This window comes from Rhodohalobacter sp. SW132 (assembly GCF_003390325.1).
GTDB lineage: Bacteria > Bacteroidota > Rhodothermia > Balneolales > Balneolaceae > SW132.
Map to the genome: position 1 here is coordinate 857,971 of NZ_QUOK01000001.1, position 17,708 is coordinate 875,678.

Below are 17,708 nucleotides of genomic sequence, written 5' to 3' on the forward strand. Positions count from 1 at the left end.
GAATGGATAGAATATTATCTGCGAAAACAGCGGATTCATCAGCGAATCTCTGCGTGAATAAACAAATGGCAGCAACACAGTTAATCTGCTCTCCTTATTCGAATCCCGACTTTTTTCATGGAACTGGGGTCTGATTTATCACCAGCCTCAATCATACTTCTTCCCTTTTAGCTATCTTCCCTGCAGAATAAACGCTGCCCAGTTCACCGGATCGGCCATATGCGGCCTGCTGATCAGGTTCAGTTTTGCCTGCCTGAGTGCTTCATTGTAGCTGTATCCGTTGCGGATATGATCATAAAAATCGATCATCAGGTAGGCGGTCGGCTGATCATTTACTTTCCACATGGATACCATAAGATTGGAAGCGCCCGCGTAGATAAAAGCCCTTGTAAAGCCGATCAGCCCTTCTCCCCGAAATGTAGTGCCGAGCCCGGTTTCGCACGCTCCCAGAACAACAAGATCAGCATTAAATTCCATATTGTAGATATCGCCGACGTACGCAATTCCCGCCCCTTCCGCTTCGGGATACATCATGATCCCGGAAAATTCAGGATAATCTTCATTTACAAACGCATGAGTGGCAAAGTGTACAAAGTTATAATTTTTCAGATTCACCTGGCTGAATCGGTTTAAGGTAGCCTCCTCGCCGGCTAAAATTTTTGTTTGCTGAGGACGAAGATACTCCATCCACGTTCTGCGCTCACTGAAAAGCCCGGAAATTGTACTTGTTTCGTAGTTTGTCAAAAGCAACGGCTCCAGGGTGCTTGCATACTGTACCTCAACCTCATCGCTCTCAGGCCGGATGATTTCGCTGTTAAATGGCGCAACAGCCAGCAGATTTCGCGGATTTTCCGGCCTTCTCTGCTGCATAATATCTAACATAGTGCCCGACGGAATGTAACTGATTGTGTAATCTTTCAGCAGGTACGGCATGTTATGATATTCCTGGTGATCCGGCAGATCGGTAAGCAGCACTTCAAACGGCAGATAATGCAATTCCTGGTCGGCCATAATCATCACATTCGTACCGTTCAAATACGGCTCTACCGGTTCAATAAGTTTTTTATACAAGGTGTGGGATGTATAAATATACTCCTCGGTAGTTCCTTTAGTGATAATATCTCTTGCCCCTTCGATATATGGGGCAGCATCTTCTGTCATCCCCAGGTCAACCACATGGATCTCTGATTCCGAAATCACCATGGCGTACATGTTTGATAATCCGAGTACGTAACTGACTACAGTTTCTCCATCTTGCAGCAGCCCCTGAAGCTGATCTACAGACAAAACCGACTGATCATATTTTAACCTGTAGTATTCGGGATAATCCTGTTCGAGCTGGCGGGTAAACTTTTCGAGCTCCCTTTTTTTGGTAAACAATGAATCCTGAAGAGCATTAATAAACTCTGAACCGGCATTTCCTTCCGCCTCCCTTTCATTGAAAATTTGCTGCTGAACCGATGTAATATCGCGGTTTAACTCAGACTCCAGTTTAATAATTTCATCCGGAACTCCGCCAATCGTCATGGCAGAAATATCCTGTATAAGTTCTAAAGCAACACGAGCCCGGCTTTTTTCTATATAATTGAATATCTCGTTTTTGTACTCAGGATCACCAAGTTCAAAATATAGTTCTGCAAGTGTTTCAATTGCTCCAGTATAGATTGAGTAATTATGATCAACAAGCCTGAGTTTTGAGGCTTCATTTTTGTAGGATTGCTGAAGCATGTCAACCAGCGCTGAAGCCCATTCCAGGGCCCGAAGAGACATTTCGTAATCGTCTCGTTTAAATTCATCAGACCGAGTCCTGTAGAGCAAGGATTTACTTTGAAGCACTTCCACAATTTTAACCGGATCTCCCATCGGGCGTTCAGTATCAGGCAGGCCGGTAAGAGTGTAATCCCCATATAACATGTTCACTGCTTTTTGATACAGCTCCAGCGCCCTGTCATAATTTCCGCTGATTTGGTATGTCTCTCCCTTCAGATAATGTGCATCTGCCATGGTGGGATTGTTCTCCCCCAGGCGAGCTTCACCAATAGCTATCGCCCGCGTATACTGTTCCCTGGCACGTTCATTTTCATTGGTGTGATAGGCATATAAACGACCAAGAAATAGCTTCGGAGAGATCAGGTGGGGGTGATCATCACCGTAAATATTCTTTCGCACGGAAATCGACCTCAGGTAATTCTCTTCTGCAGACTTGTAATCTTCATTTTGAATATGAATTGAAGCCAGGTTTGAATAGCCGATTGCCGTTTCCATGTGATCCGGTCCGAAATTCTCCTCTTTTACCCGCTGAGCCCGTTCGAGATATTCAGCTGCAAGCTCATAATTTCCAATAGAATAGTAACAAAGTGCCGCGTTATTCAATATTGCCCCCATCTCTCCGTCATTCGGCCCAAAAATCGACTCAATAATACCGGCCGAACGCCCAAAATATTCCGCCGCCTGCCCGAAATCCTGCATCATATAGTAGATCGTCCCGATGTTATTATAGGCTTTGCCCATTTCCAGGTGATCATCTCCATGCAGCTCTTTGATAAGATCGATGGATAGCCTGTAATGCTCCATCGCAAGATTATAATCCCCTATGCGTCGATATGAAATTCCCACATTATTATGCGCATTAATCAGCAGCCTGCCGGATTCTTCAATATCATCTATTTTTTCGGCTAACGATAAGCTCTTAGTATAATACTCAACCGACTTATTGTAATTTCCGGCTGTTGATTCAAAGCGTGCAATACCAGAGTAAGCCCGGGCCTCTCCAAGCAGACCGAGTGTGTGATCGTTTATCATACTCTGCAGTTCCTTCGCCCACTTCTCCGCCTCCTGAAGGTCTGACATCTGTACGAAGAGAAAAACTTTTTGTCTGATCACCAAAACTTTTTTATCCCACGCATCATCAAAGGTCTCTTCGACAGATGCGTTCAATTCTGATAAAAGAGTGGAAGCTGTGTCATAATTTCCTTTACTGCGCTCTACAATTGATAAGAATATATGTGACTCAAAGCAGATTTCTTTGTATTCAGCCAGGCTACAGTAATCATCGATCAGTGCTGAAAATTTAGTTTGGGCATCCGCATACTCCTGCAGATCATATGCTGCGACCGCAGCATTGAACCTTTCATGTACGCTGCTCTGATTTTGAGCAAAAAGCAACGAACCCGAAAGAATTACACCAAATAGGGTTACACTCCAGAGCCGAAGTGCCGAATAGATTATATTAACCACGTTTCAATCCTTTAATTGAAGCGTATTTTAACGAACAGGTGCCAATTTGAAAAATTAAATTAAATTATTTTCCAAAAAGGGCGTTTACAAATGTGGTTTTTTCGAATATCTGCAAGTCTTCAATTCCTTCTCCCACACCGATATACTTCACCGGGACTTTCAGTTCATTAGAAATCCCGATTACGATCCCACCCTTGGCAGTGCCATCGAGCTTGGTTAATATCAGGCCGGTTACATCCACAACTTCCGTAAATGCGTTTGCCTGCTGCATAGCATTCTGACCAGTTGATGCATCCAGCACAAGCAGAATTTCGTGCGGAGCGCCGTCCACTACCTTACCCATTACCCGTTTGATTTTACCAAGCTCGTTCATCAGGGATTTTTTGTTGTGCAGGCGGCCGGCGGTATCTATAAACGCGATATCCGCATTTTTTGCAACTGCTGAAGAAACCGTATCGAAAGCGACTGCGGCAGGATCGGCATTTTGTCCCTGGTGGATAAGCGGAACTCCTGCCCTTTCACTCCAGATCTCAAGCTGATCCACAGCAGCAGCCCTGAAGGTATCAGCGGCTCCAAGCATTACGTTTTTTCCTGCCCGCTTATAGAGATAAGCCAGTTTGCCGATGCTGGTGGTTTTCCCAACGCCGTTCACGCCCACTACCAATACAATGTGAGGTTTCTGTTCAAATTCTGCATTGAACTCCGCAGGCCTGTCGGAACTATTTTCAATCAGCAAATTTGCAATTTCTTCTCTCAGAATTTTTTGCAGATCTCCCTGGGTAATGAATTTATCGCGCGCTACACGATCCTCGATACGGTTGATGATTTCGATAGTAGTTTTCACCCCAACATCGGATGTAATCAAAATATCCTCGAGTTCATCAAGCGTGGCGGCATCTACTTTATCTTTGCCTACAAATGCTTTCCCCAGCTTCCCAAGCAAACCATCCCTGCTTTTTTCAACCCCCTGTTCGAGTTTTTCCTCTTTTTTGAGCCCTAATTTTTCAAAAATTCCCATAATTATTTACAAATGATTAGTTAAAATCAGCACCGTCCAAAATCAATTTATATCGGTAAAAATAGTGAACAAACGATATAGCCATCATAATTAATGAAACGATCATTAATATACTATGAATTGTTGTCGCCTCCCGGAAGAAGAATACAGCAATCCAGTAGAGAGCCAGAACGTTTACGGATATTTTACCGGACATCGTAGACATTGCCACTTTCCCACGTTTCGATTTAATGTATCCGGAACCTATCATAATCAGCACATCCCGCACCACGCCTATTGCAAAAAACCAGAGCGGAATCCAGCCGAGCCAGACCGTATAGAAAAACAGAAAAAATGCCATCACTTTATCTGCAACGGGATCAAGGATTTTACCAAGCTCACTAATTTCATTTCTCAGCCGGGCAACAAGTCCGTCAAGGTAATCCGATATTGCACCGTAAAAAATCAACAACGTTACGATTAACGAAATTTCTCTGTTATTTTCGTAATGAAGATAAATTATTGGTATCGTTACAAGTACACGCGATAAAGAAATCAGGTTTGACCAGGTAAAAACATCATTCCTGACCAAGACTTTTTTCCCATCAACGTTCATCACTTCCTTCATGGAGTGAACCGATTATTTAAAATTTATTTAAAAATACACTTTTTACACTCGTAATCTATAGATGAATACAGGCAAAACCCACCCTACCACAGACGCTTACGAAAAACTGGCAGAAAAAAAGATCTCATCTCAACAAGTGTTCAACGGACGGCTGCTCCAGGTATATGTTGATGAAGTTCAGCTTCCTGATAACACAACCTCAACCAGAGACTGGATTAAACATCCCGGCGCAAGTGCCGTTGTTCCCGTATTTGAAGATGGCACAATTATGCTTCTGAAACAATTCAGATATCCCCCGCGAAAAGTGTTTATTGAAGTGCCGGCAGGAAAACTTGATGAAGGCGAGCCGCCTGTAGAGACCGCAAAACGCGAACTGCTTGAGGAAACCGGTATCCGCTGTTCTTCGATTTCTGATGCCGGATCGTTTTATCCTGCCATCGGTTATGCTGATGAAGAAATTTTCGTATTTGTAGCCTGGAACCTTACTCTGGAGAACAAAAAAGAGGATGACGATGAGTTTGTGCTTAATCACAGGATTTCTTTTGCCAAAGCGTTGGAAATGATCGCAACGGGGGAAATCACAGACGCCAAAACCATCTGCTCTATTTTAAAGGCAAAAATCTGGTGGGAGCAAAACCAGCCGTTTCCGGTCAGTTTTTCCTGATTATTCCTTCGGCTGCTGCGAGCCGGACCAGCGACTCGTGTATTTGATCGCGATCAACATCCCCGCGGCTGATGAGGGACTCTATTTCATCACCGGTAAACATCATCAGGCAGCCGTTCTCTTTCAATACCTGGTCGAAATTCCGGGGATCGCTGAGTTTTAATGATGATACATCAAGGCCGTCCGGGCTCACTGTTGTATCCACAAGACAATAGAAAATATCTTCGGGCTCATCGCCAAATTCTATAACTTCAAGTATAGTATTATTCATTCTCCGTAAAATATTTTGACTTAGGTGTGCCGCTCTACAAAATCACGGCCTTTGATAATTTCCACGATTTCGTCTGAATCTGTATCCACAATTTTAACCTGAAACAAGCTGATAATTGCCTGACTTTCAAGTGATTCCAGGGCTTCATCAACTGTAAAACACTCGTCGGTTTCGCTAACCAGGTCGTTTACTCCCTGCACGATGTACTTAAATTTCCTTTTTTTCGGTTTCGGCTCATCTTCAGGTTCTTCAAAATAGTTTCGAATAGCTTCTTCCGTAACATACCACTGCACCCCCAGTTTCTTCCCTTTGAGCTTTCCTTCGCGCAGATAAGCCCGGATGGTCATTTTACTCATTCCAAGCAGCTCATGGAGGTCATCAACCGAGTAGAGTGTTAAAGAACCAATTTTCTTCGGCATAGTACTGCAGTTATCAGTTATAAATTCATTTCCAAGCTATCATTTATCGAATACTTATACAACGGTTCACGATTATCAAATCGTAGCATCACTTAATCTCACTTTTCTGTAATTCTCTTGTTTGATGTACGCGTTCGCTGCACAAACTACCCTCGATCAGTATACATTTAAAACTCTATTAATAACATAAAAAATGCATATAAGTTATTATTAATTTATTATTAGTTATACATCTAAAATTGGTTTTGGATATGTGTGCCCAACACCCCTATCTTGGTAACAATTGATTCAAACAAACCGCTCTCCTCCCTCAATCGTTTTTCTACTCTCATCTTCTTTACGAAATCGTTATTCCCGATGGATAAAAATAATATGGAATGATAACTCGATTATTTCACCGGTCCGGATAGTTCCTAAAAGCGCTCTTGGCGGATCGATGCCAAAATTTGTCATATCAATATCCAGGCTCCCCATCGACTCAATCTCATTCTCATTTAGATGGGTAATCTCAGTTTGAAATGTAACTTCCCGTTCTTCACCTGCAACCGTTAGCATTCCGGCTACATCCGCGAGCTTTCCGTCCTCCAATTCGCCCGTAAACTTCATGGAGTTTTTGCTGAAGGTTATCTCAGGATTTTCTTCTGCATTCAGCGCATCTCTCAAATCGCGATTCATACGGCTTCTGCCCCCATCAAGCTGACCTGCAGGCACTTCAACATATAGTCCTTCAATTTCAGACGCCTCCCATCTCTCAACTCCTTCAAGCCAGTGGTCCGGTACCTGAAACTCGACATGAAAATCAGTAACCTCTACATCCCAGCTGTGCAGCGTTGATGTGCCCTCGAACATAAGCATGCTCCGTTCACTATCCATTTCAAGAATCTGCGCATTTCCCACGGATATAACCGAAATACTTATCAACAGAAGAATAGGGATGATAATTAACCGGTTGTAGATAATTTGCTTCATGGCATGCGGTATGAATGAACCTTCACCAATACAATCGTTTCCTGGCCATTTCCATTCTCTCTGATAAGAGAAAAGCCGCTTTGGGTTTGGATTCCAAAGCGACTCTTTTTTACTCAAAACGTAAGTTTATCAAGCGGAATTACTGTGCCGATGCAGGTTCTGGTACAGTATCCCGCGAAGCGATGAATGCCGCTTTTTTCTCGGTGATATATACTTTTATATTATCTGCTGTGATATAGACAACCGGTATGAGCACCAGTGTGATAAGTGTGGATGCCGCGAGGCCACCGATTACAACCCGTGCTAATGATGCCTGGATCTCCGCGCCGGCACCCCATCCAAACGATAACGGAAGCAGACCGAGGATGGTAGTGAGCGTGGTCATTAAAATTGGCCTCAGCCTCAGTTTACCAGACTGAACAACCGCCTCGTACACACTCAGATTTCGATCCCTTCTCATCAGATTGATGTAATCCACCAGCACAATGGCGTTATTCACCACAATACCGATCAGCATAATCAGCCCCATTACACTCTGCATATTCATGGTGGTACCGGTGAGAAGCATCGTTGGAATCACACCAATAATAGCCACAGGCACGGAAAACATCACAATCAGCGGATCGAGGAACCGTTCGAATTGTGCGGCCATCACCATGTAAATCAAAATAAATGCCATGATGATTGAGATCAGGTAATCCATCTGGGCGCGCTGTTGCTCCTCATACTCCCCGCCGTATACAATAGAGAAACCTGTTGGCAGTGAGAGCGTTGCGAGTTCAGACTGGATTGCACTTACAGCCTCCCCAAGCGTAGCTCCGCTTTCCAGGTTCGCGGTGATGTAGGTTACACGCTGACCGTTTATTTTGTTGATGCTCACCGGTCCGCGTGCCGACTCCTGCTTGATGACGGTTGAAACCGGAACTGTGGCCCCGGTCGCCGTTCGAACGGATATGTTATCAAGATCAAGAGTACTCATACGATCACTTTCGCGAAGCCGCACCATGATATCGAACTCATCACCGCCATCACGATATACACCCGCTCGTGTTCCGCCAACATTTGCCTGAATGGCCTGCGCGATATCCCGGCCGGTTAATCCAAGTTCAGCGATTTTTTCACGGTCGAAAACAATATTCTGCTCCGGACGGCCTTCCTGCCGATCGGATCGTGCACCACGGACAGCAGGAACACGCTCCATTCGGGTTACAATTTCGTCTGCGATTTCCTCAGCTCGTTCAAGGTCGTGACCCCGCAATTGAACCTGAACCGCTTCTTCCCCTCCGGAACCAAAAATTCTTCTCAGAATCCACAAGCCGGTCTGAGCTCTGACCCGAAACGATCCACCCGGAATAGTACCTTCAATTTTATCACGAATCTCATCAGCAAGAGCGTATGTGCTGACGTTCCGTTCACTTTGATCAACCATGGTGAGCTCCACCTGCGCACGGCCATTCCGTACTTCGGTCGTCATATATTTCACCTGGTCCATCGGGGCAATTGCTTTAACTCGCGTTTTCAGCTCTTCCAGGTATTGATTTGCCACGGCGATATTCATGCCGTCCGAAAGGTAGAAATCGATCCGGACCTCATCTGCTTCCGTTTGAGGTGCGAGTTCAGCGGAAATAAATCCCCATCCATACACGGCACCACCCAAAAGCAGGGCTGTAACACCAAAAACAATCGCTTTTCGCCGGATTGCGGTTTTCAGAACATCACTATAACGATTCTCCACTTTTGCGAACATTCGCTGAAACCGACCCTTCTCTTTTTCAGTGATCTCACTGTCCGGTTTAATCGACATAAATTTACTGGCAAGCATCGGTACAAGCGTAAGAGCCACGAAGAGTGAACATATCAGCGCAAACACCACAACAAGTGCCAGTTCCTGGAACAGTGCTCCCGTAATGGTTTGCATAAACACAACCGGCAGAAAAATGACCGATGTTGTTAATGTGGAAGCGATAATCGCGCCGGACACTTCACTTGTTCCCTGTAATGCGCTCTCTTTCAAAGATTTTCCATTGCCCCTGATCCGTACAATATTTTCGAGAACCACAATGGCGTTGTCAACAATCAGACCCACCCCGAGAGCCAGTCCGCCAAAACTCATCTGGTTCAGCGTAAGACCTGAAAAATAGAGCAGGCCGAACGTGGCGATGATCGATATGGGAATTGCGAGGGAGATGATAAACGTAGTGGAGCCGTTTCTAAGAAACAGGTATAGCACAAAGATTGCGAGCAGCCCACCCCAGATGGCCGATTGCTGCACATTATCTATAGAGTTCTGAATAAAATCGCTTTGATTGATTACGATCATCAGGTTCAGATCTTCCCGTTCGGAGTTGATCCGTTCCAGTTCACGTTCAATCCCGGCAGATACCTCTACCGTATTTGCCCCGGTCTGTTTCCGGATTCCCATCCGGATCATCGGTTCATCGTTGATACTCACCAATCGCCCGATATCCTGATAATCATCCACAACATCGGCGACATCACGAACACGAACCGGCTTTCCATCCATCACGGTTATGATGGTCTCGGCAATCTGTCCCACGTTGGTATACTCGCCCAGCGTTCTCACATAGAGTTCGCTAAATCCGTCACGAACATTCCCGCCCGGAAGTGTATTGTTTTCGGCAACGATCGCATTACGCACATCCTGCGCAGTCAAACCGCTTGCGGTCAGGCGATCCCGTTTTAGATCCACACGTATTTCACGGTAGACGCCGCCCCAGACATCAATCGCGCCCACGCCCGGAATTTGTTCGAGACGTTTTGATATATCACGCTCCAGGATCCGTGTAAGTTCATCCAGCTGGCGGGTGGATTGTGCTCCCACAATGACAATCGGGGAGTCGTTCGGATCAAATTTCCGCACCCTGGGCGGATCGGCCTCTTCGGGTAAACTTCGCCTGACCCGATCCAGCGCCGCCCGAACATCATTGGCGGCCTCATCGAGGTTGGTGTTTCTTGAAAAATTAAGATTTACGCGCCCCTGCCCTTCAGATGACGTTGAGGTTACTTCTTCGAGGTTTGCAACACCAGACAGCGCATTTTCGAGCTGATCGGTAATGATGGTTTCGATCTCTTCGGGACCTACATTCGGGTAGTCTACTGAGACGGAAAGCCGGGGGTATTCAATTGGCGGCAGAAGATCAACCGGCAGATATCTGAAGCCGGTAATTCCAAGCACAATTACAATCAGGTAGACCATCGCCGTAGCGATGGGACGTTTTACGGAGGTTTCTGTTATTCCCATTTTATTTCCTTACGATTGTGTTGACAGATCTTCGGATGACCGGTTTGCTGCGCGATCATTCATAATATCCCGCAGTAAATCCTGGGGCTGCATTTGCTGCATGTGCATGATTCGATTCCATGATACAGCCCGGATTCGTGCGCTTTCACTTTCATTATTGATCAGCATGTTCTGCCCAACCGTAACGACCCAGTCGCCGCTTTGTATCCCGGCCACTCCTGCCGATTCCCGGCCCTGCGCAATCACATCTATCGGCACAAACTCAACAGGCATTGGCTCACTTAAGGGAGGTGGGTTTGCGCTGTCAACCTGCTCCACCGGCTCCGACTCTGCCCCAAATTGCGGAACGATATAAACACCGGTTTCCCCGGTTCTTGGATGCCTGTAAATCGCACTCAAGGGAATAATCGTTGCCTGCTCACTTTCTCCGTAAAAAATATCAACGGTAACGAACATCCCCGGCATAAGCAGATCTCGCGTATTTGAGATATCAATTTCAGCTTCGGTGCTGAATGATCCGGCACCCAAAAAAGGAGAGATTCGGGAAACCGTCCCTTCCAGCATGCGATCGCCCATATATTCTGACTGCACACGTACGGTCTGCCCCTGGTTGATATAGGTAAGCATTCGCTCGGTGAGGTTCACCGTTATTTTTGCATCGTTCAGGTTTCCTACAATAAACATTCGCGTAGTGTTACTTACCTGCATGCCGATATCCGCATTTCGCTGACCTACGGTCCCATCAATTGGAGACCGGATTATCGTTTGGGCCAGTAAATCTTTTTGTTCTTCTACATTCGATTCAGCCTGCTCAACCTGTGCCCGAACCAATTCATGATTGGCTTCGGCAGACTGTTTTTGCGCCTCCAGCCGTTCCATTTCGATCTCACTGCTCAGTTCCCGCTCAGCCAGAATAGTCTGTCGCCGAAGCTGAGATTCCGCTTCATTTAACTCTGCAAGCGCTTGCCGTTCACGTGCCCGGTTGATCCTCAATTCGGCTTCAGCCTGCCGAAGGCGCTCATTGTATTCGTTATCACGCAGGCGCACAAGAGGATCTCCGCGGTTAACCTGGTCACCATTTTGCACATAAACCTCTTCTACAGGTGCTGATATTCGGGGATAAATTTCAACCTGCTGCTGCGCCCGAACAGAACCACTCAGCCGTTCTTCAAGCGGCAGCGAGCCAAACTGTGCCTGAACCGCTTCCACAGATGGAATTGAAAGATTATCCCTTGAATCGGCTTCGTTCTCTCCTGAGCAACCTGCGATAATAAGAGTGGTAATAACTGTAGCTGTAGCGAGTATTTTTTTCATAATAAAATAAGTGTCATTTGATCATCAAGATAACGAGTTTATCGGCAGCGTAACGCTCAGCCCTTGTTAAAGCTTTTAAAACGACGTCAAAACTTTGAAAACAGAATGTTCATATCGGACAACCCCGAACATGATTCTGTTCTCGACACTTTGTAAATAGATAATAAATCGATGGACTCTATTACTCAGGCTACCCTGGGCGCTGCCGTTGGAGAAGCTTTGCTTGGAAAAAAAGCAGGGTACCGTGCAGCAGCGTGGGGAGCCGTATTGGGAACCTTGCCCGACCTGGATATCCTGATCGACCCTTTTGTTGATGCGGTGAACGAACTTTATTTTCACCGCAATTTTACCCATTCGATAATTTTTGCTTTAGCCACTGCTCCGGTATTTGGATGGCTCATCGACCGGTTTCACATAAAACTTGAAGTTGGGTGGCTCCGCTGGGCAAACTTATCGTTCTGGGTGATTTTTACACATATACTGATTGATCTCCCAACAACATATGGAACGCAAATTCTGCAACCGTTCACAAATCACCCGTATGCCCTCGATTCTATATTTATTATCGATCCGCTGTTTACACTTCCGCTGCTCACCGGCCTGGTCGGGGCTCTCGTGCTTCGGCGTTCAAGGCCCGATACTGCCTCGCTTCTCAACCAGGCCGGGTTAGCAATTGCCACGCTTTATATGCTTTGGGGACTCGGGATAAAATCGCACGTTCATTCGGTTTTCCAGGAATCCTTTAAGAACCAGTACGGATATTTCGAACAGATAAAATCTACACCCAACGGCCCCACCACTTTTCTCTGGAACGGGTATATCATCAAGCAGGATACTCTCTACCATTCTCTCTATTCAATATTTGATGAGTCAACCGATCTGCAGTTCGAAAAAATTCCCCGCAACTCACACCTGATTCAACCGTTTGAAGGCGACCGCGCCTATGAAGCACTGATGTGGTTTTCGCGAGGATATTATTCTATGGAAGAAACCGATGAAGGAGATCTCATACTCTACGATTTGCGGTTCGGAAGGGATGATTTATGGCTGAATGATACCGGGGATTATGTGTGGGGAAACAGAATTATTCTCGATGAAACCGGAGATGCTGAAATGTTTGAAGCGTACCTGCCTTCTTTTGATGTGAGGTCACGAAATCTTAAGGCGTTCTGGCATCGCATTTGGGGCAAATAAATTCGTATTTTTACTCGTTGATTACTGAACCCGAATATTTCTATCCAAATACTTTTACTTTATTGATATGAAGCGTTCACTTGTTATTACAGTATTTATAGCATCTTTTCTTGGAGTATTTCTCTATTTCGCATTTTCACAGATTACACCCGAAGAGATTGAAAATGCACCCGACTGGCTCACCATTGAAGAAGCGATGGAAAAAGCGCAGGATGATGGCCGCCTAATCGTTATTGATATTTTTGAGGTGGGATGCCAGTTTTGCCGCGCCATGAACCGGGATGTTTACCCCGCACCATCTACACGCGCTGTGATCGACCGTGATTTTCATCCTGTTAAAATCAACGGAAATTCCGATGATATGATCACATTCATGGGTGAAGAAATGACCGAAAGTCAGTTTGCAAACAGCCTTGGCCTCACCGCATTCCCGTTTACCGTGATTCTGGATGCCGAGGGTAATGTAATCGACCGGCGAAGAGGGTACCTGGGGGTAAGTGAAATTACGCGCTTCATGAGAAATGCACGCGAAAAAGTAGCGGAAGGGTAGGATTGACAAATATTGAATATCGAATATTGAACGCCAAACGCTGAATAATGAAGTGAAGGGTTCGAAATTTTAATCATTCCTGCAGTTCATACAGACCGATACCTGATGTGATCTTTGGGTGAATAAGCCATTCTCCCTTATTTTTGAAATTGTTGTTTTCACCCAAAAATCAATCCCGCAACTATCAAATCTCTGCTATCACCTATTCCGCGTGTCCTGATTTTTCTTCTGTTTCCGGTTTTTGTATCGGGACAAAGCCTCACTCCGAATTTTTCCCATGAGCCCGGCTTTTACAGTTCAGAGATTATACTTCACATCGAAGCAGATCATCCGGATGCTATGATTTACTATACAACAGACGGGTCTGTACCGACTCTTCTCTCCCAGCCATACAACGAGCCGCTGCTTCTGGGACAGAGAGACGGGGATCCGAATGTTATTTCGGTAATACCTACCAATAATTTAGCCAGTGGTCATCACTACCGTGAAAACTGGCAATCTCCTGATGGCGAGGTTTTTAAAATTCATGCGCTTCGGGCAAAGGCTTTTTTACCAAATGGTGATTCAGGTTCTGTGAGTACTGCATCATACATCATAGATCCGGATGGATTGGATCGCTTTTCTATGCCGGTTTTCTCAATCATTACCGATCCGGATCATTTATTTAGTGAAAACGAAGGAATTTATGTGCCCGGTAATACCGGTGGAAATTATTATGAACGCGGACGGGACTGGGAGCGTGAAATTCACCTGGAGTTTTTTGAGAATGATGGAAGCCGGGTAATAGCACAGGAAGCGGGTGTTCGTATTCATGGCGGGTCAAGCCGAAACCGCCCTCGAAAATCCCTGCGGTTCTATGCCCGGTCGGATTACGGAACGAGTTGGTTCAACCATCAACTTTTGCCCGATAAACCTGTAATGCGATATAAAAGATTTCTGCTGCGTAATTCAGGGAATGACTGGAGTGAGTCCCTGTTTCGCGACGCCTACCTGCAGAGGCTCATCCAGGGAAATACAGACGTTGACCTTCAGCACTCGCGCCCTGCAATTCTGTTTATTAACGGTGAATACTGGGGAATCCACAATATTCGCGACCGCTATGATAGCCGTTATTTACAAGCAAATTACGGCCTTGATAATGACCGGGTGATTATAATGGAGAACGATTCAGAATTTGATGATGGAAACGAGGATGGGATTGAAAGCTATCATGAGCTCTATAATTATGTTACGGACAACTCAATGTCTGTGGATGCAAATTTTGAACATGCCTCCCTCCTGATGGATATGGAGAATTTCATCGATTACCAAATTTTGCAGATCTATGTAAGAAATACAGACTGGCCCGGTAATAATGTGCGGTTCTGGCGATATCTTGATGGTACCCCTGACAACAATCAATCTCCAGCAGAAGATGGGCGGTGGCGGTGGATGATTTTTGATCTCGATTTCGGGTTCGGTCTCGATTTCGATTATGTCGAAGACCGTGGCGCTTTGTATGGCGGAAATGATCCGCAACACAATACTCTTGATTTTGCTCTTGAATCCAGCAGGCTGGCATGGCCAAACCCGGGTTGGAGTACAGCATTATTTCGAAATCTCATGGAGAATGATGAATTTAAAAATAAATTCATCACCCGTTTTACAGATCTGCTGAACAGCTCTTTAAAATCTGAACGGGCTGAGTCTCTTCTCAATACCATGAAATCAACATACCTGGTTGAAATCGATGAGCATATAAGTCGCTGGCGGGAACCGACCAGAGATCACTGGGAAAATGATATTGAAACCATGCGTAACTTCGCAAAAGAACGCGAAAATGCCGTCCGGTCCATTCTGGATGACAAATTTTCTCTGGGTGAATCAAATCAGATCACTCTTTCCGTCAATCATCCGGGAATGGGAACCGTTAAGGTAAATTCACTTCGGATTGAACACGACCTTCACGGCACAACGGATGAGCTTTTTCCCTGGAGCGGCAGCTATTTCAGCAATCAATTGATCCGGCTGATCGCTATTCCGGAGGCGGGTTATTCGTTTTATGGCTGGCAGGGTGATCTCAGCTCAGCTGCAGATACCGTTGAGATAATCCTGTCATCGGCGATGGAACTTACCGCACATTTTACTGAAGGCGAACCGTTTGATGGGGATGAAATGAACCCATCGCCATACCGAATCACCAACCAGGCGTACATTTTTGATCACTGGAGTGAAGATGAACCGGAAGGAAGTTTTCCGCCACACATGGTTTTCCAGCAAAGTTCAGTTGACGATCCCGGTCTGGATGAAGAGATGACAGCGCCCTATTTCATCCCTTTCGCTGATGAAAACGACAACGACTATCATGCAGATGATCAGGATAAATTCGGGTTCCCCTACAAACTTACCGGCCGCACGCGGATTAATGGCCTGGGGAATGATGGCATTTCGATGATCAACACAGGCAGGGGGCGTGATCTTGGCGCCATTGTGCTCGCATTAGATACACGTGAGATTGAAAATTCATCCTCCATCATACATCAAATCGAATGGGAAGCGCAGACACTCGAAGCCAACAGCCGGGTATATCACGTGCGTCCTCAGTACAGAATTGGACTGAGCGGTGAATGGACAAACTTTTACGAAAACGGAGAACCTGTAGAGTACGAAAGAAATGAAAACACTTCCGAAACAAGCTATTTCCAGCATAATTTCCCGAATGAAATAACGGGCCAGCCTTATGTTCAGGTTCGCTGGAAATATTACTACACAGGTACTCGGTTGTCAGAAGAATCCGGACAACGCGACAAAATACGCCTCAATAATATCTCCACCATGGCTTACGGGCTTTCCACAGAACGTTCTGAAAATCCGGGTGGTTTTGAGCTCAAACAAAACTATCCGAATCCGTTTAACCCTGGTACAACTATAGAATTTACAACCCATCAAACTATGGATGTCCGACTGGAAGTTTTTGATGCTTTGGGAAGGCAAATTGCAGTACTGGTTGACCAGCGCCTTAAGGAAGGGATTCACCAGGCATACTTTAATGCATCAGGGCTGTCGAGCGGGTTGTATTTATACCGATTGGAATCAAATGGCGGCCAGCACGTGCGAAGGATGACATTGATTAAGTGAATTGCACATGCAACTGTTAGTGTATATCCTATGCCTGCTATTCATTTAAAAACTTCAGCAATTCAGAATGAAATTCTTCAGGGGCTTCCAGGTGCGGATTGTGGCCTATATTTTCCAGGAGCCTGAGCCGGCAGTCAGGAATAGCATTACATGTAGTTTGCGCGTGTTCAGGGAAATCAGTCCCGTCTTTTTCACCGGAGAGAATTAATGCAGGCACTTCGATATGCGGAAACTCATACACTACCGGCTGGGAATATACCATCTGCCGGTTGATTGCCCTTACTTTTGCCAGGCGCGGCCATTCGGGGCTAAGCTGCCATCCATAATGAATGCGGATATATTTTTCATATTCCTGATCCCAATTCACATAGTAATTTTCCTGTTGTTGCCTGATGTCCTCATACGTCCGATTCATTTCTCCTCTGTATAATTCTTCAGTGCTTTCCCATTCCCTGAGTTTTCTGAAATCCTGTTTACCGATCATATTCACGAGAACCAGTTGCTCGGTAAAATTTGGGTAGGAGAATGCGAAACGTGTGGCAAGCATCCCGCCCATAGAATGGCCAATGATTACGGCATGATCTACGCCGATTTCATTTAAAAGCGTATATGTGTTCGCCGCTTTTTTTTGAAAACTGTATGGAATAATCGGTTTTGATGAACGCCCAAACCCAATTTGATCGGGCACTACCACGCGAAAGCCTGCATCAGATAACACTGCAATCGTCTCATCCCAGTATTCCCCAAAAAAATTGAGGCCGTGAAGTAAAACCACGGTTCTGCCGTTCTCTTCGCCTGTTGGCGCCACATCCATATACGCCATCCTGACATCTTCTCCAAGAATGGAAAATTCGAAATATTCAACGGGATGGGGGTATGGAATATCCTCAAGTGATATGCTTACCGGGCCCCATTCATCAGGCGGTGAGCTCGTATCCTGCGCAAAATGCTTTTCCGGCAAGAAAAAAATGAAGACTGCTAACAGCGTCAAACCGACTGTGAATTTATACCAATAATTTAAAGACTGGATCATAATTCGTACTGTTTGCTTATCAGTTTATTAATTTAATAACCTCCGGTGTTGCA

Annotated in this window: 13 protein-coding genes; 4 read left to right on the top strand and 9 right to left on the bottom strand. The window is 45.5% G+C overall.

Annotated elements, in window-relative coordinates; translation table 11 throughout:
* Nucleotides 1-171: 171 nt before the first annotated feature.
* From DYD21_RS03665 to DYD21_RS03675, 3 genes are all read right to left on the bottom strand, one after another.
* On the bottom strand, nucleotides 172-3,237 hold the full coding sequence (locus DYD21_RS03665; protein WP_116032552.1) for a CHAT domain-containing protein: 3,066 nt from the start codon (nucleotides 3,235-3,237) through the stop codon (nucleotides 172-174).
* A gap of 64 nt (nucleotides 3,238-3,301) precedes the next feature.
* On the bottom strand, nucleotides 3,302-4,255 hold the full coding sequence (gene ftsY, locus DYD21_RS03670) for a signal recognition particle-docking protein FtsY (protein ID WP_116032556.1): 954 nt from the start codon (nucleotides 4,253-4,255) through the stop codon (nucleotides 3,302-3,304).
* Between the two features lie 16 nt (nucleotides 4,256-4,271).
* Nucleotides 4,272-4,862 (bottom strand): CDP-alcohol phosphatidyltransferase family protein, encoded by a 591-nt coding sequence (locus tag DYD21_RS03675; RefSeq protein ID WP_116032558.1) that lies wholly within the window; start codon nucleotides 4,860-4,862, stop codon nucleotides 4,272-4,274.
* A 61-nt stretch (nucleotides 4,863-4,923) separates the two neighbouring features.
* On the opposite strand from DYD21_RS03675, the gene DYD21_RS03680 reads away from it, so the two are divergent.
* Nucleotides 4,924-5,526: an NUDIX domain-containing protein gene (locus tag DYD21_RS03680; RefSeq protein ID WP_116032562.1), complete on the top strand. Its 603-nt coding sequence runs from the start codon at nucleotides 4,924-4,926 to the stop codon at nucleotides 5,524-5,526.
* On the opposite strand, the gene DYD21_RS03685 is transcribed toward DYD21_RS03680, so the two are convergent.
* The 5 genes from DYD21_RS03685 to DYD21_RS03705 all read right to left on the bottom strand — a co-directional run bounded on the left by DYD21_RS03685 (nucleotide 5,513) and on the right by DYD21_RS03705 (nucleotide 11,761).
* Nucleotides 5,513-5,797: a hypothetical protein gene (locus DYD21_RS03685; RefSeq protein ID WP_116032565.1), complete on the bottom strand. Its 285-nt coding sequence runs from the start codon at nucleotides 5,795-5,797 to the stop codon at nucleotides 5,513-5,515. The two genes, DYD21_RS03680 and DYD21_RS03685, sit on opposite strands and share 14 nt — an antisense overlap.
* Before the next feature lie 20 nt (nucleotides 5,798-5,817).
* On the bottom strand, nucleotides 5,818-6,216 hold the full coding sequence (locus tag DYD21_RS03690) for a helix-turn-helix domain-containing protein (RefSeq protein WP_116032569.1): 399 nt from the start codon (nucleotides 6,214-6,216) through the stop codon (nucleotides 5,818-5,820).
* A 348-nt stretch (nucleotides 6,217-6,564) separates the two neighbouring features.
* Complete coding sequence (locus DYD21_RS03695; RefSeq protein ID WP_147303487.1) at nucleotides 6,565-7,302, bottom strand: YceI family protein; 738 nt, start codon at nucleotides 7,300-7,302, stop codon at nucleotides 6,565-6,567.
* A gap of 22 nt (nucleotides 7,303-7,324) precedes the next feature.
* Complete coding sequence (locus tag DYD21_RS03700; RefSeq protein ID WP_116032576.1) at nucleotides 7,325-10,447, bottom strand: efflux RND transporter permease subunit; 3,123 nt, start codon at nucleotides 10,445-10,447, stop codon at nucleotides 7,325-7,327.
* Between the two features lie 9 nt (nucleotides 10,448-10,456).
* Entirely contained in the window at nucleotides 10,457-11,761 is a 1,305-nt protein-coding gene (locus DYD21_RS03705) for an efflux RND transporter periplasmic adaptor subunit (protein WP_116032580.1), read from the bottom strand.
* Between the two features lie 171 nt (nucleotides 11,762-11,932).
* Between DYD21_RS03705 and DYD21_RS03710 the strand changes: the two genes are divergently transcribed.
* The 3 genes from DYD21_RS03710 (at nucleotide 11,933) to DYD21_RS03720 (ending at nucleotide 16,622) form a co-directional block, all read left to right on the top strand.
* A complete protein-coding gene (locus tag DYD21_RS03710) occupies nucleotides 11,933-12,955 on the top strand; it encodes a metal-dependent hydrolase (RefSeq protein WP_116032583.1) in 1,023 nt (340 codons plus the stop codon).
* Nucleotides 12,956-13,022: 67 nt separating this feature from the next.
* Complete coding sequence (locus DYD21_RS03715; protein ID WP_116032587.1) at nucleotides 13,023-13,505, top strand: thioredoxin fold domain-containing protein; 483 nt, start codon at nucleotides 13,023-13,025, stop codon at nucleotides 13,503-13,505.
* A 228-nt stretch (nucleotides 13,506-13,733) separates the two neighbouring features.
* Entirely contained in the window at nucleotides 13,734-16,622 is a 2,889-nt protein-coding gene (locus tag DYD21_RS03720; RefSeq protein WP_255415900.1) for a CotH kinase family protein, read from the top strand.
* 37 nt (nucleotides 16,623-16,659) lie between these two features.
* On the opposite strand, the gene DYD21_RS03725 is transcribed toward DYD21_RS03720, so the two are convergent.
* Nucleotides 16,660-17,655, bottom strand: a complete 996-nt coding sequence (locus DYD21_RS03725; RefSeq protein WP_116032595.1) for an alpha/beta fold hydrolase — start codon at nucleotides 17,653-17,655, stop codon at nucleotides 16,660-16,662.
* Nucleotides 17,656-17,708: the final 53 nt, after the last annotated feature.